Source organism: Kangiella sediminilitoris, from assembly GCF_001708405.1.
Lineage (GTDB): Bacteria > Pseudomonadota > Gammaproteobacteria > Enterobacterales > Kangiellaceae > Kangiella > Kangiella sediminilitoris.
Genome location: NZ_CP012418.1, coordinates 590,666 through 609,586, shown reverse-complemented (window position 1 = coordinate 609,586; position 18,921 = coordinate 590,666). Strand labels below are relative to the sequence as shown.

The following is an 18,921-nucleotide window of genomic DNA, read 5'->3' as shown; positions in this document are numbered from 1 at the left end:
TGAATCTTTTATTTATTCTCTTCAGCAAGCTCTACCGAAGGACTTTGTTTAAAAATACGTTTACCACTATCCAGGTTGGACTTCTTAGCTAATTCCAATTCTGCTTCTGTCGCCAAATTTTGATCCCAATAAGCAAGTTTTGGTGCTGTGTATTGATTCCATAAAGGCGGGACCATGGCCAGCATCATATGAGCGATATAGCCATATTTAAGATCCATCACATTAGGATGAGCTTCTAACTCCCAGAATGGGGTTGTTGCACGAGCGTGGTGATCTGAATGTCGGCTTAAGTTATACAGTACATAAGAAGCAGCTCGGGTATTACAGTCCCAACTATGTTTGGGTTCCACTTTAGTACCCTTTTCACGCAATAAGCCGTAATGTTCTATATAGTTAACTGTCTCAAACAGAAACTTTGATGTAAGAAATAATACGACATAGACCAATAAACCAATCCAGCCAGCTATTGCCACCATGCAGCCGATAATAGCGAAAGTCATCAAAGCACCAGTCAGTACTCTGTTTTTCCATGACCAGAAAGAGCTTCCCCGATTCTTCAGACGTCGACGTTCAATCTCACACGACTCAAAGTACTGGCCTATGCTCGAGCGGAAAAAGAATGCATACAGAGATTCACCACGTCTGGCCGTCGCAGCATCCTCATGAGTAGCCACATTTAAATGATGCGCATATACATGAGAGATAGAAAACTGAGCGTCACCGACGACCGCCAATAACCAGCGCCCAACAAACATCGAAAGCTTATGGCTTGTGCGATGAACTAACTCATGTCCCACCAGAGTGTTAGTACTCAAAATAAAACCCACGGCAAATGCTGAGGACAATAACTGACTTAGTGTTAGTTCATTGTGGGCCTGCAATAAATCAACTGAAACAAGCTCAGAAAGCCAGGCACCAAAACCCAGGAAGTCTCCGGGTGTTGCTTGCCATGTGACTAGAAAAACGAGTCCCAAAGAGGCTGGTAGATGCATGTACAGCATAAAGTTTAAAATGCTCTTATATTTGACAGGACGGGTATCTACGTCCGGTGATGATAAGTTGTCGTATATAAGATGAAATGCAATGACTACATTTGGAGCTAATAAACTCCACCAGCCACCAGCCAATACACAGACCGCCGTCAATGGCATAAATAGCAGTAGTAAATAACTGTACTTAAGATAATCTTTCATGATTTAACCTGTTATTTTTCGTTAAGAACCAGTTTCGGTTATAGGTTTTTGTTCAACTACCGGCTGCTCGCTCTCCACTTTTTGCGTAGAGCGATCAAACAGCATCATTAAGCATGGCAATAAGAAAAAGTCCCCGATAAATGCAATAACAATAGTGATGGCTGTCAAAGCCCCCATCTGGGAATTAATCTCAAAACCTGAAGTTGCTAACATGGCAAAGCCCATAGCTAGGATCACCGTAGTGCCAAACAGAGCAGGCCCTACCGTAATAATAGTTTCCTTAACGGCCTCGGGTGTTGTCATATTTCGTTCGCGTCGATAATGCAGATACTTGCTCAAGAAGTGCACCGTATCGTCAACCACAATACCCAGTGTCATGCCTACTACAATTGATATTGCAAGACCAACCTGGCCAACCAGAAGCCCCCAGATTCCAAAACCAAGAAGTGCTGGCAATAAATTGGGAATTAAACTCATTACACCAAATTTAAAGCTTCTTAAAGGCGCTATAAGCAGAATAGAGATAAGTGCCAAAGCAATTAACGTTCCACCCAATAAAGCCTGAATGTTTCGCTTAGAAATGTTGGCAAATAAAATACTGGTACTGGCAGCTTCACTAACCATGCTTTCAGGCGCATTTTGAACTAACCAGTCCTCGGCTCGGCTCTCCAGCGCTAAAAGCTCCTGTGAATCCATATTACTGGTTCGTATCACAAACTTGGTTGCCGACTTGGAAATGTTAACAGTGTTAGTTAAGTCCAGTCCCTTAGGTAAAGACAGTTCATAAACCAGTAATAACTGTGAAGCCAACTGCTTAGATTCAGGTACACGGTAGTAGGCAGGATCTCCACCATGCATTTTCATATTCATTTCTTTGAAAATATCTATCATGCTGTGGACATGAACGACACCTTCCTGGCTTCTTGCCCAGTCAGTAAAACCATCTAGAACTTGCAAGTATTCAGGAGAAGAAATGCCATTGTTTTCGCCTGACTCTAAAGACCAGTCCAGACGGTATAAGCCAGTCAAATTATCATTAATAAAGTCACTGTCCTGTCTGAACTCATAGCGATCATCAAGCCATTCAACAAACTTATCGTTAAACTCTAGCTTGCTAACACCTAGTGCCATAAAAGTCGCCAGGAATACAAAAGACAGCATCACGACTTTATATTTAGTCACGATAAAGTCAGCTAGCTTGGCATATACTCCGCCACCCTGGCTCTTCGCTTTTTTTGGTTTAAGCGGAAAGATATTCATAATCGCAGGCAATACAAACAAGCTGAAAAGCACTACAAAAATTAAGCCACCCGCAACCATATTTCCTAAGTCCCGATAAGGAGGAACATCACTAAAGTTCATAGTTAGAAAACCAATCGCCGTAGTAATGTTAGTCACAATCACAGGGGATATATTGATTTTATAGGTTTCCAGAATCGCGTCTTTTTTATCCACGCCAGGCTTGAATTTTTGGTAGAAAGTAACAAGTAGATGGACGCAGTTTGCCACTACCATAGTCATAATAATGGTCGGTGCGCTCAGAGAGGGAGCCATTAAAGTGATACCTGCCCAACCGGCAGCTCCCATGCTAGCGATCAATGAAATTAAAATCATTATCCAGGTTGCAAAGACACCACCGATGGTTCGTAGCAATAAACCCAGCAATACTAACGCAGCTAAATACATTAACGGCATAACAGACTTAAGATCTTCTTTTGAAGCATCTGTTAATGCGTAGTTATAAGGAACAGCTCCGGAAATATGAATTTGAAGGTTAGGATACTTAGCCCTAAATTCGTCGGCTAACTGGTAAACATAATCACCAATTTCCTGTACTTGAGCACGTGGTTTCTCTGATAATAATGTGGTGACATTAACCGCGGCAGTCGTTCCCTGAGGATTAATCAGGCGATTTACTAAAAGGGGGTGTTCTGTTGCAACCTTTTGAATATAAGCTAGTTGCTGCTTGTCCAAAGTCATACCAGACTCGACTAGATCATCGACTAACAGATCGTCACCCTGGGCTTTAATATCCTGAAAGTTTGTAATCGAATCTACACGAGTGGCATGCGGTACTTTCCAAGATGCTTCGGTCAACTCCTGAATGACTTTTAATTTTTCTGGAGCGAAAACATCACCTTGTTCAAAGGTTAAAGCAAAAAGTACATTGTCTGTCTTAGAGTAGACTTTTTGTAGCTCCTCCCATTCTGCCAACTGGGGATTTTCCTCACTGAAAAAATCTCTATAGTCATTACTAAAGGTGAAGTTTTTAACTCCCGCACCAAATGCAAAACTAATCAACAAGGCGGCTATTAATATTAACCATGAATATTTTAAAGAGACCCGCTCAATAAATTTTAAAAACATAATATAGTCCTAATAATTTTATGATATTGGAAAGGCCAAAACCTCTATCCATTACCCTCCAGAAATTTCATACTTGTCGTATGAAATATTTTTTTTATCGAAACCCATCTGATCTAATATTGCTAAAGAGTTATCAATTAATCCCGGTGCTCCACATAGAAGTACGCTCCACTCTCTAAAGTCACTATCCTTTGGATTATTGTCAGCCCAATTCTCCAGCTCATTTTTAAGATGTCCCGTTACCCTTCCCTGTCTAACATTCGTCATGCCATCTACTTTCGATTGAGTAATAAATGGGATATGAGTGATATTTAAAGTTTTGGATAATCCTTTCAGCTCGCCTTCGATATACTGCTCACTTATACTTTTGGTACTACACAAAAAAAGCACATTACGTCCCGCTAGCTTCTCAGTGCTCTGCTTCAGAATATTTAATAGCGCACCCTGACCACTTCCAGCAGCTATACACAATAAAGGACCCTTTTCTCTCATAAGGGAAAAGTCACCTTTAGGAGTAGACACACCAACTTTTCTACCAACGTTTTCTGGGTTTAAAAGCCAGAGGGAGACCTGGCCGTTATCGTGAAGCGTTATATCGAATGAATAGCGTTTGTCAGTATCATCCTGCTGAGAAAATGAGTAAGAGCGATATTGCTCTAACTGTGGGATTGTTAGGTTGCAATATTGACCTGCCCTCGGCTGAATCGGTTTTTCCGTTGTCAGTGTTAAGCGCTTGATCTTCGGCGTTAAGTCAGAAATTGAATCAATTACAGCATCTATACCTGAAGTTTCACTTTCCACAGGTTGAAGTGTTTCGATCACTAAGTTGCTTTTAGCTATCGACTGACAGGGCAGAAAATATCCTGCTTCAATTTCACTTTGATCAAATAAGTAATCCAGTTCAACCTGTGACTTAATTTCTCCATCAACTAACTTACAACAGCACTCTTTACACGACCCCACCTGACAGTTGTGCGGCATTTCAATACCCGCGCTCATAGCCGACTGAAGTATGGTTGCCTTTGCTTCTAAATCAAAGGCAAACCCTGAGTTAACTATTTCGCAACTGAGTTCTTTTGCAGGCTTTCGTTGGAAGAATCGTTTAAGCACAGGCCAACTCCAACTCTTCTTCCGTTAGCTGGAGCTGAACATAGTCTGATATCGCTCTTAATGTCCGAAGTTCAATAATGAATTTTTCAGTCGGCACATCAATATCAAATTTTTCACTGAGCAATTCCTGAAATAAAACAACGCCCATCGAGTCTATGATACCCGCCTCTAATAAATCGGCATCCAACTGCTGTTCGATATTATCCTTTGGGATAATTTCGTATTCCTGGCAAAGTACTATTAGCTTGTATAAGAATGTCATCCTTGACTCCTATATCTCTTCTGCTAAGTGTAGGCGCTCAAGCTCGAATAAGAACTTAATTTTATGAGTAGGAGTGCGCTCTAAAGCTTTCGGCAGAATATAAATGGTTTTCTTGCTCAACTCTGGCGTTATATCAACGATTGACTGAGCATAATCAATAGCTTCCTCAATACGTTTTCTTAGAGCTTCCTGTGCAGACAAACCTGCTTTTAGATCTTCTTGATACTCTTTATCTTTTTGTAAGCGTTTATAATCCGGGTAAACGTAAACACTCAAATAATCATCGTCCGGGTTTAAGCGAGTCACTAAAGCGTCTTTAATGAATATGCTTCGCACCATAATGTTGGAAAGGTGCTGAGGATCTATATAAGTACCGTCATCCCAAAGCGTCAATTCCTTTTGACGGCCGACTATATATAAATATCCCTCATCGTCTAACCAGCATAAATCACCCGTACTATAGTAACCATCCTCATCGAGATGGGCAGACTTTTCCATACCAAGGTAAGAGTGCATGATAGTGTCACCCTTAATCTGCAACTCACCCACTTCCTGCTTCATGCCAGGGATATCTACCATGTTGGCCAAACGGTATTGCAATGGTTTAATAATTTTTCCGCAGGAACCGGCTTTAACATCATTAAGTTTATTACGGGCTATAATGCCGCAGGCTTCGGTAGCACCATAAATATCAATGACAGTAATACCCAACTTGCCAAATATTTCGACCAGAGCACCATCGAGTTTCATAGAGGATGAAACCCCATAGCTAAAGTAGCCACCAAGCTTATTTCGCAGCAAAGTTCTCATAGCCGTTAACTTGGCTTTATCAAGCGTACCGATATCATGAAGATTGGCATTCTTTTCGATGCTGATGAGGTAGTTGTATAAGTTACGCAGTACTGGCTTATCCTTCATTTCTTCCAGTAGCTCTTTTAGAACGTAAATCCAGAACTTAGGAACTGCCATCAAGGCTTTAATACGTATGCCTAACTTTTTGAGTTTCTTAATTTCATCTTCAAGAACTTCATCTTCATCCGGCTCGCGAGTGAAGTAGGTCACTGTAAAACCTCTGGTTTTAGTCATCAGAAACTCAACCAAGGTCGCAATATGGGTATAAGGACCAATATTCAGTACTTCTTCATTCGAGCGAAGATTAATAACATCAACCGCTTCGTTAACTTCCGCAACGATATTGCCGTGAGTAATTTGAACGATTTTTGGCAAGCTGGTGGTACCCGACGTTGGGTAGTGCCCTAATACGGTATCCTTTTGCTTTAACAGCGGACTCGAAACCACGGTTACATTGTCATCAGACTGCTCGACAATAGCCTTAGTCGATAGCTCACCATCTTTTAGCCCAGCAGGCTCAAATCCAAGGTCTTCGAAAACCTCATAACTGTTGGCCAAAATAATCGTCGTCGGTAGTTCAAGCTCTTCAATAAATCCACGAACCCGCTCCAGCTGAGAACGTGGAGTTAAAATATATTCAGGGGCATTCATTGTTAATAAATGCTTTAACTCAACATCATTGGTCTTTGTGTCTAAAGGGAAAATGATGTTACCCGTGTAAAATGTCGCCATCGACGTCATGTCCCATTCCGGGCGGTTTTTACACAAGGTGGCAATAACTTTTTGCTCACACTCCTGAGTTGCCAGGAATTGAATCATGGCTTTAATATTTTGACGATACTCTTCGAAGTTCAAGTATTCATACGTCGTACCATTGTCATAACGAATAGCAATAGACTTGCTGTATGACAGCATCTGTTCATCAAAAATATCGGCAACGCTATCAATTGAATTATAGACTTTGAACGAAGTATCTTTTTTCTTAAATGTACTAAACTGAAACATCCTACTTTCCTTATGCGTTTACGGTTGCACTATCTTTCGTGTTAAGAAGTACATTGTTATTCAATTTTAAATTTCCTAATTCAAAACCATGTTCTTCAGCCATGGAAATGACTTGATATACATGCTCAGAACTTAACGGGCCTTTACAGAAGGAGTGGTTTTGCCCTTCAAAACCAAGAATTAATGTTTCTGCCAGACAGCCATAGGCCAGACCATTTTCAGGCATACCCACAAACTTAATTTCAGACTGCTCGGGAAGAGCAGAGAGGCCACCATCAAAAGCCAGGTAATTTTGAGTTTCCTGTTCAAAGCTCTGGCTTAAGTTTGACGGAACAGAAGCACAGCAAACTACAGCGCCAGGACGTACCATCTCAGGTTTGATTAACTCTTCATCAGGAGAGTTAGTTGCGACAACCACAATATCGCTGGACTTTAAATGACTGAAGTCTGAACGAATGACAAACATCTGTTCATACTGTTCGGCATGGTTATTACTTAAAATGGTATCCAGCTGTTTACTTAAGTAGTCAACGTCTGACTGCTCTAAAAGATCATTATAAAATCTCAGTTGCTGGCTATGCTCAGAGTTCAGGATAAGGTCGTAAACTAGACGGCCTACACCCTGAAGCTGAGTTTCCTCAAAACTGATACCATTATCATGCTCTGTTTTTATTGCTTTAATAATTTCTGCTAAGCAGGTTTTACGAGCATACTTTAAACGTAATTCGCTGGTTGAGCTGCCGCTACCGACCAGGCAAAGGCGGCCCACCTGAAGTGATAAAATTTGAGAAAGAACGGATCCAATATTACCCGCTGCACCGACCACAGAAACTTCAGCCTGTGTTATGTCAATCGGTGGTTCCACATTATTTGCAGCAAACATCATGCCCTGTAATGTTAAAGCGGCTGTATAAGCATTACCCGTAGTGATAGGTGATTCATAGTCATTAACCGTAATACCATTATTGGTCACGATAGAGCTATATGCTCCCAAGCCAATGATTGATACAGGTATGTTGTCATCTCCCAGTTCCTTGGCAATGGTTACAGCATCCTGCACTTTATCTCTTACTTCCTGTTCCAGATATGCAGCTTTACCCTCAACCAGATATTCTGGCAAATAAGGAACAAAAACCAGATTATTCTCCAGAATGAAATCTCTGGAGGTAATGTAGTTTCGCTTTACGTGCACCGGCTCCAGGAATCGGGCGATATTATTCCACCATCCTTTCATGGCTGACTCTGACCAATCATAACGTTCGAAAGATGGAAAGAAGTAATCGATCAGATGCTGCACTTTGGTTGGGTGAACAATAAATCCTGTGCGTGCATCAATATGGTTTTGCTCTTCATTAAATGGCCATTTAACATCCATGCTAACTGGCGAGCGACGTTGTTCAGCAGATAACTCTTGACCAATCAAATGGGCAACCAGTAAATACTCATTATTGCTTTGAATAATATCCAGCACTTCTACAAATGAACTCAGTAACGCTTCAATTTCTTCATCAGTAATTGTAGCCGGCGGTTGAACTCGAAGAATAGACATTCGGTTCTTACCCGGGTTACCTTTCAACATAGTAGTTAAAGGCGCCAGTAAACGAATATTGTGATATTCAAGTAAATAGCTGGCTACTAACATGGATAGTACGCCCTGCTTTCCAGTTGCTCTAAAGAAAGGTGAGCGTGTTAACAAAGGTGTTAGCTCAACGCCAATCATTAAACCTTTACCACGAACATTTTTGATAATCTCAGGGTAACGCTGCTGAAGCTCTTTAAAGCCATTCAGTAATTTCTCACCCTGTACATTAACCCGCTTTAACAGCTCACTGTCATTAGCTTTCAACAACTCTAACGCTTTGATTGCAACCTTGGACGACAAATCATCTTCAGCAAAAGTAGAGGTATGTAATATTCCAAAATCCTGATCATAGATATCATCACGGATTAATGTAGCACCGATTTTGACTAATCCACCACCGAGCGCTTTACTTAAAGTTATATACTCAGGTGCAATAGATTTTAAGGCGGTATCCTGATAACTATAAATACTTCCCAGTCGCCCACAACCCGTCTGAATTTCATCAAGGATAAATGGAATTTTTAGCTCACCGTGTATTGCCGCTAACTGTTCCAACGTTTTTTCGGGAACTGGCTTTATTCCACCTTCTCCCTGTAACACTTCCATGATAAATGCCATCACTCGAGTTATTTTCAGTGTATGGATTTCGACTTTACTTCCTACCAGCACCGGGTAGTAAAACTCACAAGCGAGCTCGTTTACAATTTCCTTTAGGCGTTGAGGTTTATCATGGTCGACAAAAGCAGCCTGTATAGAGGATAAGCCCTCAAATCCTTCCCTATAAGATTTGTTGAATGTCACTTTCAGAGGAGAGCATGTCTTTCCATGGTAGCTGCCTTTAAGTCCTGCGATTACCGGTGACTTTTGAAAGGATTCAAATTGATTTAGGTTGTACTCGTCTAAATCATTACGGAAATCTATCAGATCATTTTCTTCACCCGGCAATTCAATTTCTATGCCTTCACGCTCTACTTTGTAATAGAAATCATTGAGGATACGAGTAATTCGCTCGTACTCTCTACGAACTTTATCGAAATGCACCTTGTAAGCGTGTTTAATCGCAGCCTCAACACTCTCAGCTCCGCTATTACTAAAGTTCACTTTGTAGTTATGACCATTATCGATATATTCATTTAATACCATGGCCAAATTAGCTGATTCACTTCTTACTGAGCATTGACTGTTAATAGCCACATTACTCTGAAGCGTAGTTGTCATTTCTTTAATCAGTTCAGGGTGGTTATGTCCCAAAATAGAAACACCAAATCCACCGACAAAATCTACTACTTTTTTACCGTCATCGGTGTAAAGATAATTTCCTTCAGCTTTAATATAATTTTTGTCTAGCTTTAAAGCCGACAACAGCTTATTTAATTTTGGTTTACAAAAATTGTTGTAGTTATGCTGCACACTCATTTATTGTCCCTACTAAATTCGTTTCGTTGTTGATATAACGTTGACGTATGACTTTTCGTCGTTTCTTGCCACTTGATGTTTTTTCTATCGTTCCACGTTCACAGAAAATTACTTTGGTAATTAACACATCACAGCTCTGATAGAGATGAGATTGAATATCGAGTTTTTTCTTACCCAGCTCTTCATTCGATATGTTCTGCTTTTCCTCTACCAGTAGAGTTAATTCCAAAACACCGGTTTCTTTATTTTCGACACCTAATAAGCAGGTCCTGCCGACACCAACGCCATCAATTTCCTCTGCTGCAATTTCTAAATCATCTGGAACAATATTTCTTCCATTGGTGATGAGCATGTCGTCTTTTCTGGAGTAGAAATAAAACTCACCAGCATGACTAAAACCTAAATCTCCCGTACGAAGACGCCCTCCGCTAACAGACTGCTCCGTAGCTTCGGGGTTGTTGTAATACCCGGGAGTAACGCAGTCGCTAACGATATTGATTTCACCCAGAGTCAGATCGGGTAAAATTTCATCATTGTCATTGCGAATGGTGATAATGTGATTTACGTTTGGAATGCCGACTGAAACCAGCTCGACAACTTCTTTATCCGAGCTTTTCGCCAACCTGACTTTGTCATCAGTGATAGCAACATTTAATGTTTTAATGGTCCCATGAGGTGTTCGGGTACAACCCAGCGCATTTTCCGCCATGCCGTAGCCAATATGGAAACTTTCAGCAGGCATGCCAAGCTGACCGAACAGATCCTGAGCTTTTCTTAAAATATTAGGATGTACTTTTTCAGCCGCGACATAGATATGTAGTTTTGATAAATCGACATCTTTATCCACTAAACGTTTGATGCTCTTCAGGCTCGAAAATAATACAGAGTTTGTAGTGAAGTTTAGATCCACACCGTGCTCTGACATTAACCTAAACCAACGGCCAGGATTCCGCATATAGAAAGATGTTGGACTTAAAATATTGTCACAGCCATCATAAATGGGTAATAGAAATCCTATAAATAAACCCATATCATGATTAAGAGGCAACCATGAACCCGCAGACTCAACCACCCTTCCTTGTCGAGAGTAATAGTGGTTTCCATGAAGCTGATCCAGCTGCTCAATCACCATTTTGTGAGTCACCATGACTCCTTTGGGAGTGCCGGTACTGCCAGAGGTAAATTGTAAAACGGCTAAGTCGGTTTTACCTGGTTCTACAGGTGTTGGAACATCGCCCCATTGCCCAGAATCTTCTAAAATACAGGTCGAATAGACTTGTTTTCCACTTTTCTCTGACCAGGCGGCCATGACTTCAGCAGGTATTTCCGGGTCGTGGAATAATAACTGTAAATCACAGATTTCATCGATACCCGTCAGGTATTCTTCATACTTAACGTATTTTCCGCCTTGTGGCCTCAGTGGTACTGCTACAGCGTTTAACATCCATGTGGCCAACATCAACTTTATGTAAGTTGAGGAGTTACCCATCACAAAGCCAACTCTATCCTGCTCAGTAACACCTTTTGATACTAAGAATGCCGCATACTGTTCAGCATCACTTAGTATTTCTGACAATCTTAACTGCGACGACTCCGCTGGAAATCGCCATAGCGGATCCGTCTCCTTCGCATGCTTAAATGCTATTGAGATAATCGACTGATTACTCATACCCCCTCCTTTTCATAAAAACTATACGGTTCAATTATTTATAGCGCCTTCCTTAGCAGCGCAAGAATATACACTATAAAAAACCAATAAAACAACGTTTTTTGTAAAAAAAACCTTGAGATAAGACCAGTTAATTTGCAAAACTGTACGGTACAGTTTATTATTTTTATCAATATCAGGTTACAGGAATATGACGATGAGCAGTGCCCAGTCTAATATTGAGAACAAAGTCGACCTCAAAGGGAACACTAAACAGTCAAATCATCCGGTTGCGAAAGCACTACATATATTTTTTAAAGCTGGAGACAGGTTTTTCGTTAACAAAGCGGGGGAAATAGCCAGTAATTTATGGTTTAAACCGCGAAAATTTAAAATTTCTACTCATGAAAGAAACATAGTAGAGCAGGCTGAAATAGCCTCCTTCTCGCTTTCCCAAAATAAACAGGTCACTTACTATCGATGGGGCAAATCCAAGAAAACCATTCTCCTGGTTCATGGCTGGGAAGGAAGAGCTAGTCAGTTCTACAAGATGATTCAGCACCTGATTAAAAATGATTACTCTGTAATATCATTTGACGCCCCGGGGCATGGCTCTTCCCAAGGGAAGGACTCAGATATCATTGAGTTTCACCAGATCATGCTTCACTTGCAAAAGATATTCGGCTCTTTTGATGGTGTAATAGCTCATTCTTTTGGAGCTATTTGTGCCTCATATTCGATTAATAACGGGCTAGAATCCGATAAGATAGTGACTATCAGTACACCTTCACACTTCAAAGGTCTGGTCTATAAGTTCCAAGTTATTCTAGGTTTGACTGATAATGTCACCGATAGACTTTGCAAGAATATTGAATCAAGGTTTTCAGAACACCACGGAGATATCTGGCAAAACTTTTCAGCCTATGTCAATGCTCGCCGTGCATCAGCCAAGGCACTTATTGTTCATGACAAAAATGATAAAGAAGTTCCTTACGAAGAGAGTGTTCTAATTGATGAAAATTGGACCGACAGTCAACTGCTTCTGACAGAGGGGCTGGGCCATAAAAGAATCTTAAAAGATGAGGCGACGATAAACTCTATTACTGAGTTTTTGGCTAATACCCAAGCTTCAGAAACTATGCTAAACTGAACCCGTCCGATGAGTCGGAAAGCTCAAAAATAATAAAGACTAGACAATATGGCCACAAAAAAGCAGTTACCAAAGCGAGAGCATATTCTCGACACCGCTATAAAAATGTTTTTGAAGCAAGGTGTTTCAAAAACCAGCATCGAACAAATAGCATCTGCAGCAAAAGTTTCCAAAATCACTCTATATAATCACTTTGAGAATAAAGAGTCGCTATTTATCGCTGGTCTGGAAGAAGTTAATAAACGTGTTGTCAGTAAAATCCCTGATATTGATAATATGGCAGGCTCGCCTGAAGAACGCCTCAGCCTATTTTCTCATCAAATAGTAAGAATACTGGTTCAGCCAGATACCGTTGCACTTTTCCGCGTCATTATTTCTGAAGCTGAACACCACCCTCAAGTTCCGATCAACTTTTTGCAATATGTCAAAATCCCATTAATGCGCTCATTGAGTCAGTTACTCTCAGAGTTCAGTTTTGATAAACAAGTCGTCAAAAACGCCGATGTGGCAGCAGAAATTTTCTTTGGTATTTTAAAGGAGCGTGTACTTTGGCCTTTATTATTAAAGCTGAAAGTCCATTTCAGAGAGGAAGAGCTTGAGTCCATCGCAGACGAATCTGTTTCAGGACTCATGCACTGGGTAAAAAGCTAATTAATCAAGCGAAACAAAAATATTCTTAATTCCTTTCTGTAGCGTCTCAACGGTTTCTAAACTATTAAGTACTCCAACCTCGGGTTGTACTCGATTCATCTTAGCAGCAATGATATAACCTATTGCTGCAACTGCGATGTAAAGACAAATCCGATTCATTTGTTTGCTCGTTTTCCTGTTAAAAGTCATCATTTCCTCCTTTAATTAGCTCTTTACGCGTCGGGTTAAAATGCTTCATCTCTAAAGCGGCGAATATATATGGCTGCACCTATCATGGCAGCTCCAAGAATGACTCCAATCCAGAACCCAGCATCACTTAGTTGCTGGCCAAAGTTCATGAACTCCAGTTCGTCAGCAATAAAACTCAGGTCGTCTTCAACCTCTGCTCTTTTCTGCGAGAACTCTTTTGCTAGCGAGTTAAAAGGAGCAATCAGCGCTTGGACTACACCAAATATTTTTTCTCCAAGGAAACTGATTACATGGCCTGTTTTGAAAATCATACCTTCGGCGATAATAACCAATACTGGAGGTACGGTTGCCACGAGGAAAGGTACTTTCTTTGTCCAGCTGGATACCAGTAGTAAATAACCAATAAATGGTATCGCCCATAGCATCGCCATATAAATTGCAGCCAGCTGATATAGCGATACTTTTATAAAGCCTGAATTGGCCCATAGAGTCGTCCAGGCATTGACATCAGATACCCAGGCAAAAATCGTGGCAATAATCAGCATGGAAAGATTGGTAGCAACAATCACTAACCAGTAGATGAAGGGTGCGATGATAGCTACCGAAACCACTTTGGATAATACCGTCTGGGCATCAGAAACTGGCATTGATTTCCAGAACAAGATGCTTTTATCTTTACGATCGTCATATAACGAACCAAGGCAGTAAAAGAAGCCAACGATACCCAGCACCATGTAATAGCTGTAAACAGCTGAATAGAGTGCACTCTGCGTTGCAAATGCTTTAATATCATTATCGACTGAAACATCATACAACTTGAACAAGCTACTTAAGTCGTGCGAACCATATCTAACCGTTTCTATATTGCCATTCGATACAATAATTAGGCCAAGGATTGCTGTGAACAGTGTTATACCTGTGATCACCAGTGGAACCCAGAAGAAGCCTGTTTTGTTTTCCCAAAACTCTCGTTTCAGCAATGTTCCAAAAGTATTCATGCTACCTCCCCTTTCATTTTCGCCACGAACAGGTCGGCAACACTTGGTTTTCTTACCTTACCCATCTCTTCCAGTTGTGATTTATCAACACCATTAAATAAGCAAACTTTCTGCCCAAAAACATCTCGAACATTCATTGGGTTTAGCGCCAAAGCCGCCTCTTCATACTCTTTCTCAACCATAACCTCGTAATAAGACTGAGCAACCTCTTCCATACTGTCATCCAATACGATTCTTCCATCCTGTATAAACACAAGATCACTTAATATATGTTCAATTTCTTCTACCTGATGCGTGGTAATAATGATGGTTTTGTTATCATCGAAATAATCATTCAGCAACGTTTCATAGAAAGACTTACGATAAAGTATGTCCAGACCTAGAGTTGGCTCATCAAGAATTAACAGATCAGCATCAATTGCCATGATCAGAGCAAGGTGAAGCTGAGCGACCATACCTTTTGATAACGCTTTAACTTTGCTGTCACGCTTAATCTTGGTTTCTGACAGGTACTTCTCGCATAGCTCTCTACTGAACTTAGGGTGAACCCCTTCCACAAAGTCTATTGCTTGGCTAACTTTAATCCAGCGAGGCAATACAGCTACGTCAGCAACAAAGCACACTCTCTTCATCAACTCATCTCGTTGTTTATGAGGGTCAAGATCCAATACCTTAAGGTCACCTGCATAATTAGTAAGACCTAACAGTGCTTTCAGTAAGGTTGTCTTACCCGCGCCATTGGGGCCAATCAAGCCCAAAATGCTTCCTTTTTTCAGATCAAAGCTAACATCATTAAGCGCCTTGAAGTCACCGTAATACTTATTGACCTGTCTTGCCGTTATGACATTACTCATGTTCTGATTCCTCCTTGTCAAAAGCACTCATAAACTCATCCTTTGTAATATTGAGTCGTTTTAATTTTCTTATAAGAGCAGGCAACTCAGTTGTTAAAAACATTTCACGTTCCTGTTGCAACAACTTACCTTTCGCACCTTCCACCACAAACATACCCAGTCCTCGTTTTTTCTCTGCCAATTGATCATCAACTAATAGCTGATAAGCCTTTGATACGGTAATCGGGTTCAGCTTGTACTCTGCTGACACCGTTCTTACCGACGGTAAGGCCTCTCCTTCCTCTAAATTGCCTTCAAGAATCATGTTCTGCACTCGATCCCTTAGCTGAAGGTAAATTGGCTGTGAGTCATCCCACTGTATTTGCATACGTTTCTACCTTTTATAAGCCCAGCGATTAACACCAATTACAGGGCTAGTTTTGATCCAATATGAATGATTTTACAATCACTGACATACCGATATAGTGTTATACTTACATATAACACCTAATCAGTAAAGTATTTTTTAGAAATTTTTTATAAAAACACCTATTTTTAAGATGCAGAACTTCCTAATCCTAAGTACACTGTGCGACTAACTTTAATAGTTTCTAATATAAGATATGCCTTTCGCCGACAATAAAAGTCTTGATCTTTTTGCCAATACTTTATTGATTTTACTAACTATTTTATGCGTTATTGGTTTACTACAAGCCAGTTATGCATTGGCGTTAGGCCTACTTTGGGGATGGTTTTTTTCTGGTAGCCACAGGCTCCCCCTTGGTTCCTGGGCAGGGTTATTACTTAAAGTAGCCATCGTTCTGCTGGGATTTACATTACCATTCAACGAACTGGTTACTACTGCTGGCGGAAGCTTCTGGCTAACGGTACTAGTTATTAGTGGAGCCATAATCCTAGGGCTCTTATTGGGTAAGCTATTAAAAACAGACCATAAACAAAATTGGCTAATAAGTTCCGGGACAGCTATTTGCGGCGGAAGCGCAATTGCAGCAGTTGGCGCTTCAATCAAGGCCAACCAGCAGCAAATGGTTGTCTCGCTAGCAATCGTATTCCTCCTTAATGCCGTAGCGCTTTTTGCCTACCCTACAATAGGTCATCTTCTGGAGTTGAATCAGCATCAATTTGGAATCTGGGCAGCATTAGGGATACACGATACCAGTAGCGTTGTTGGAGCTGCAGCGGTGTATGGTGACGAGGCACTTGAAATTGCCACCACCACCAAGCTCGCTCGAGCACTCTGGATTATCCCTGTAGCATTAATTGCTTCCTTTGCCTCCCACTCTGATAGATTCCGTTTCAATATCCCTGTTTTTATAGTGTTCTTTTTATTAGCCAGTGGGCTGGGTAGTTGGCTCGATATTGCCTCTTTAAGCGACTATATCAAGCCATCAGCAAAGAGCCTGTTTGCTCTAAGCTTATTGTGGATGGGAACCAGCTTGAACAAACAGGCAATCAGAGCCATTCCGCTAAAAGCTATGATTTTAGGAATAATTTTATGGCTGATACTATCAGTCGGCACCTTAATGGTGGTAATGTATTGGCTGTAATATCAAAATAGGACAGGAAAAGCTTTTCATGTTTGCTTTCCAAACCAGCCCTCTGGACAGGCACGGCGATAGCCGACATAGACCGCAATTTATAGCCCAACGCTTGCAGAAACCCGAGACTCGCTTTCTACCCGTGATAAAGCAGAGTATCGCTACGAAGGTCGATGCTAATCAAGCCTCACCCATGTGGCTAGATTATCAACAATTAACAGCAATAACTCCCCATATTGAGGACAAGCATCTGATCTACCTCGGAGAGTACGATAGTTGTGATTATTTTACCTTCCGACTTAAATCTCAATCCGCCATGGAGAGACTAAGTAGTTTAGGCGATAAGTTTGAGCTGACGGAACTACGTCAATTACTAAAAAACCTGCCCCCTGAACAAGCACATATTTGTAATGTAGCAGTAGCAATTGAGCACTGGCACAATACACATCAGCACTGTGGTGTTTGTGGCCACCAGACCTTTGCTACGGATGCGGGATTTGTAAGAAATTGCTCAAACCAAGAATGTCAGACGCAACACTTTCCTCGAACTGATAGTGCAGTAATATGTGCCATAACTTATGAGGATAAACTGCTGCTTGGTCGCCAACAATCCTGGCCTGAAAAGCTTTTCTCTGTCATCGCCGGGTTTGTTGAGCCCGGAGAAACACTAGAGCAAGCTGTTACTCGGGAGGCATTTGAAGAGACCGGTATAAAGATTAATGATGTTCGATATTATGGTTCACAACCTTGGCCCTTTCCTCAATCACTGATGATAGGATTTACCGCTAAAGCTGTCAGTGAAAAAATTGACTTGATGGACGAAGAGCTAGAGCAGGCTCGATGGTTCACCAGAGAGGAAGTTAATCGCCTGGTAGACAACGAAGAAATGTTTTTGCCATTCAAGCACTCTATTTCCAGGACACTAATAGACCAATGGTTAAACCGGAATAAATGACATGATTTTAATAAGTTAGAGCTATCTTACTTGATATTATTGTAACTTTAGCGTATGACTAAAGACAGTAAGTAGAAAAATGATAAATATAAATACATATAGCTGGAAAGGAATGCATTTAGAGAAGTAAATCGACAACCATAGTAACAATAGGATGTTACTTAGAGGGAGGAATATGTCGAAAGTTACTATTATTGCAGGAGACTTTCCAAGAGGGACAGGTCACTTCACTTTCCGCAACTTCACACTTCCTGGTGATGAAGACCATTATCTGTGTGAAACCGTGTGTGTTACACAGGTTGAGTTCATTAATTTGGCTAACCCCAAAATGGCTTTGTTACTCAACAAGGACCCAGAATTATCCGAAGAAATCCAGTTAGAGCTAGAGCAGAAGCTCCGAATAGCAGACGAAAATGATGTCATTTTCATGATTCGCCTATCAGATCAAAGGCGTTTCATAGCTGAAACAGACCAAAATACTTATAAAAAAATACAAAACTCGATTGATAATAAACAGCTGGACTCGTCATTTCCTTCATCCCATAAGGCTAACTCAAAGTAGCAAAATCACATAGTGCCAAGCCATAAAAGCCCTGTCAGCTCAGTAAGTTAGCGGGTTAAAGCAAGTCATATTTGCAAAAAACAACAACCCTGTCTCAACTCTCTATTGAAAATGAGCTAAATGTTTGACGCTGAATCAGCCAATCGCTAATACTACAGATAAGGTTCTTGAATACATCTTAAATTCTTGAACCAAGACAATATTACACTCAGGAATTAAAGAGGTAAGATATATGTCAAAGTTAACCATTCTGGCTGGAGACTTCCCCGTTGGCGCTGGGCGCTTTACTTTCCGCAACTTTACATTGCCTGGCGATAAGAATCATTATTTGTGTGAAACCGTTTCGGCTAACCAAATTACAGCTATCAACCCTGCCACAGAAAAATTATTAATGTTGCTAGACACTGATGAAGACGCTAAAAAATTGTTTGAAAAAACAAAAGATGATCAGACCTTTTTTATGGTAAAACTGAAGGATGGGCGTCGCTTTGTTGCAGGAACAGACGAAACAACTTTCAAGAAAATATTAAATGTTGTGAAGCGTGAAATAGATACTCCTATGGACGAAGCCCCTTCAGCTGCTTGATCT

17 protein-coding genes are annotated in these 18,921 nt (G+C 40.8%); 6 read left to right on the top strand and 11 right to left on the bottom strand.

From position 1 onward, the window contains the following. Positions 1-8: 8 nt before the first annotated feature. Genes KS2013_RS02895 through KS2013_RS02865 form a run of 7 tightly spaced genes read right to left on the bottom strand, consistent with a single transcriptional unit; the run spans position 9 to position 11,456 of the window. Positions 9-1,193, bottom strand: coding sequence for an alkane 1-monooxygenase (locus KS2013_RS02895; RefSeq protein ID WP_068989481.1), 1,185 nt, complete (start codon positions 1,191-1,193; stop codon positions 9-11). Positions 1,194-1,214: 21 nt separating this feature from the next. Then, entirely contained in the window at positions 1,215-3,560 is a 2,346-nt protein-coding gene (locus KS2013_RS02890; RefSeq protein ID WP_068989478.1) for an efflux RND transporter permease subunit, read from the bottom strand. A 51-nt stretch (positions 3,561-3,611) separates the two neighbouring features. Next, positions 3,612-4,670: a 2Fe-2S iron-sulfur cluster binding domain-containing protein gene (locus KS2013_RS02885; protein ID WP_068989473.1), complete on the bottom strand. Its 1,059-nt coding sequence runs from the start codon at positions 4,668-4,670 to the stop codon at positions 3,612-3,614. Continuing rightward, positions 4,663-4,932, bottom strand: a complete 270-nt coding sequence (locus tag KS2013_RS02880; protein WP_068989469.1) for a phosphopantetheine-binding protein — start codon at positions 4,930-4,932, stop codon at positions 4,663-4,665. Before KS2013_RS02880 ends, KS2013_RS02885 begins: the two co-directional genes overlap by 8 nt. 9 nt (positions 4,933-4,941) lie before the next feature. Further along, positions 4,942-6,789 (bottom strand): AMP-binding protein, encoded by a 1,848-nt coding sequence (locus tag KS2013_RS02875; protein WP_068989466.1) that lies wholly within the window; start codon positions 6,787-6,789, stop codon positions 4,942-4,944. Positions 6,790-6,799: 10 nt separating this feature from the next. Continuing rightward, positions 6,800-9,787: an aminotransferase class III-fold pyridoxal phosphate-dependent enzyme gene (locus KS2013_RS02870; protein ID WP_068989463.1), complete on the bottom strand. Its 2,988-nt coding sequence runs from the start codon at positions 9,785-9,787 to the stop codon at positions 6,800-6,802. Further along, positions 9,771-11,456, bottom strand: coding sequence for an AMP-binding protein (locus KS2013_RS02865; protein ID WP_068989460.1), 1,686 nt, complete (start codon positions 11,454-11,456; stop codon positions 9,771-9,773). The genes KS2013_RS02870 and KS2013_RS02865 overlap by 17 nt, the downstream gene beginning before the upstream one ends. A 190-nt stretch (positions 11,457-11,646) precedes the next feature. On the opposite strand from KS2013_RS02865, the gene KS2013_RS02860 reads away from it, so the two are divergent. Beyond that, the gene (locus tag KS2013_RS02860; RefSeq protein WP_083217765.1) at positions 11,647-12,585 is read left to right on the top strand and encodes an alpha/beta hydrolase; all 939 of its coding nucleotides are present in this window, start codon (positions 11,647-11,649) and stop codon (positions 12,583-12,585) included. 48 nt (positions 12,586-12,633) lie between these two features. Continuing rightward, positions 12,634-13,236, top strand: a complete 603-nt coding sequence (locus KS2013_RS02855; RefSeq protein WP_068989455.1) for a TetR/AcrR family transcriptional regulator — start codon at positions 12,634-12,636, stop codon at positions 13,234-13,236. Here the strand turns inward: KS2013_RS02855 and KS2013_RS02850 are convergent, their stop codons facing one another. The 4 genes from KS2013_RS02850 to KS2013_RS02835 are packed head-to-tail and all read right to left on the bottom strand — an operon-like array spanning position 13,237 to position 15,644. After that, positions 13,237-13,428: a hypothetical protein gene (locus KS2013_RS02850; RefSeq protein ID WP_156768954.1), complete on the bottom strand. Its 192-nt coding sequence runs from the start codon at positions 13,426-13,428 to the stop codon at positions 13,237-13,239. It lies immediately after the preceding gene. Positions 13,429-13,460: 32 nt separating this feature from the next. Further along, positions 13,461-14,423 carry a hypothetical protein gene (locus KS2013_RS02845; protein ID WP_068989448.1) on the bottom strand — a complete coding sequence of 321 codons (963 nt, stop codon included), beginning with the start codon at positions 14,421-14,423 and terminating at the stop codon, positions 13,461-13,463. Then, positions 14,420-15,277, bottom strand: a complete 858-nt coding sequence (locus KS2013_RS02840) for an ABC transporter ATP-binding protein (RefSeq protein ID WP_068989445.1) — start codon at positions 15,275-15,277, stop codon at positions 14,420-14,422. The genes KS2013_RS02845 and KS2013_RS02840 overlap by 4 nt, the downstream gene beginning before the upstream one ends. Next, positions 15,270-15,644, bottom strand: a complete 375-nt coding sequence (locus KS2013_RS02835) for a GntR family transcriptional regulator (RefSeq protein WP_068989443.1) — start codon at positions 15,642-15,644, stop codon at positions 15,270-15,272. Before KS2013_RS02835 ends, KS2013_RS02840 begins: the two co-directional genes overlap by 8 nt. A gap of 235 nt (positions 15,645-15,879) precedes the next feature. On the opposite strand from KS2013_RS02835, the gene KS2013_RS02830 reads away from it, so the two are divergent. The 4 genes from KS2013_RS02830 (at position 15,880) to KS2013_RS02815 (ending at position 18,918) form a co-directional block, all read left to right on the top strand. Next, complete coding sequence (locus KS2013_RS02830; protein ID WP_068989440.1) at positions 15,880-16,824, top strand: YeiH family protein; 945 nt, start codon at positions 15,880-15,882, stop codon at positions 16,822-16,824. A 28-nt stretch (positions 16,825-16,852) separates the two neighbouring features. Next, positions 16,853-17,770, top strand: a complete 918-nt coding sequence (gene nudC / locus KS2013_RS02825) for an NAD(+) diphosphatase (protein WP_068989437.1) — start codon at positions 16,853-16,855, stop codon at positions 17,768-17,770. Between the two features lie 175 nt (positions 17,771-17,945). Then, positions 17,946-18,332, top strand: coding sequence for a hypothetical protein (locus KS2013_RS02820; RefSeq protein WP_068989432.1), 387 nt, complete (start codon positions 17,946-17,948; stop codon positions 18,330-18,332). 232 nt (positions 18,333-18,564) lie between these two features. After that, positions 18,565-18,918 carry a hypothetical protein gene (locus KS2013_RS02815; RefSeq protein WP_068989428.1) on the top strand — a complete coding sequence of 118 codons (354 nt, stop codon included), beginning with the start codon at positions 18,565-18,567 and terminating at the stop codon, positions 18,916-18,918. Positions 18,919-18,921: the final 3 nt, after the last annotated feature.

Coding starts and splice junctions, on each gene's coding strand:
- KS2013_RS02895 (WP_068989481.1), bottom strand. CDS start 1,193: ATGAAAGATTATCTTAAGTACAGTTATTTACTACTGCTATTTATGCCA.
- KS2013_RS02890 (WP_068989478.1), bottom strand. CDS start 3,560: ATGTTTTTAAAATTTATTGAGCGGGTCTCTTTAAAATATTCATGGTTA.
- KS2013_RS02880 (WP_068989469.1), bottom strand. CDS start 4,932: ATGACATTCTTATACAAGCTAATAGTACTTTGCCAGGAATACGAAATT.
- KS2013_RS02875 (WP_068989466.1), bottom strand. CDS start 6,789: ATGTTTCAGTTTAGTACATTTAAGAAAAAAGATACTTCGTTCAAAGTC.
- KS2013_RS02870 (WP_068989463.1), bottom strand. CDS start 9,787: ATGAGTGTGCAGCATAACTACAACAATTTTTGTAAACCAAAATTAAAT.
- KS2013_RS02865 (WP_068989460.1), bottom strand. CDS start 11,456: ATGAGTAATCAGTCGATTATCTCAATAGCATTTAAGCATGCGAAGGAG.
- KS2013_RS02860 (WP_083217765.1), top strand. CDS start 11,647: ATGACGATGAGCAGTGCCCAGTCTAATATTGAGAACAAAGTCGACCTC.
- KS2013_RS02855 (WP_068989455.1), top strand. CDS start 12,634: ATGGCCACAAAAAAGCAGTTACCAAAGCGAGAGCATATTCTCGACACC.
- KS2013_RS02850 (WP_156768954.1), bottom strand. CDS start 13,428: ATGATGACTTTTAACAGGAAAACGAGCAAACAAATGAATCGGATTTGT.
- KS2013_RS02845 (WP_068989448.1), bottom strand. CDS start 14,423: ATGAATACTTTTGGAACATTGCTGAAACGAGAGTTTTGGGAAAACAAA.
- KS2013_RS02840 (WP_068989445.1), bottom strand. CDS start 15,277: ATGAGTAATGTCATAACGGCAAGACAGGTCAATAAGTATTACGGTGAC.
- KS2013_RS02835 (WP_068989443.1), bottom strand. CDS start 15,644: ATGCAAATACAGTGGGATGACTCACAGCCAATTTACCTTCAGCTAAGG.
- KS2013_RS02830 (WP_068989440.1), top strand. CDS start 15,880: ATGCCTTTCGCCGACAATAAAAGTCTTGATCTTTTTGCCAATACTTTA.
- nudC (WP_068989437.1), top strand. CDS start 16,853: ATGTTTGCTTTCCAAACCAGCCCTCTGGACAGGCACGGCGATAGCCGA.
- KS2013_RS02820 (WP_068989432.1), top strand. CDS start 17,946: ATGTCGAAAGTTACTATTATTGCAGGAGACTTTCCAAGAGGGACAGGT.
- KS2013_RS02815 (WP_068989428.1), top strand. CDS start 18,565: ATGTCAAAGTTAACCATTCTGGCTGGAGACTTCCCCGTTGGCGCTGGG.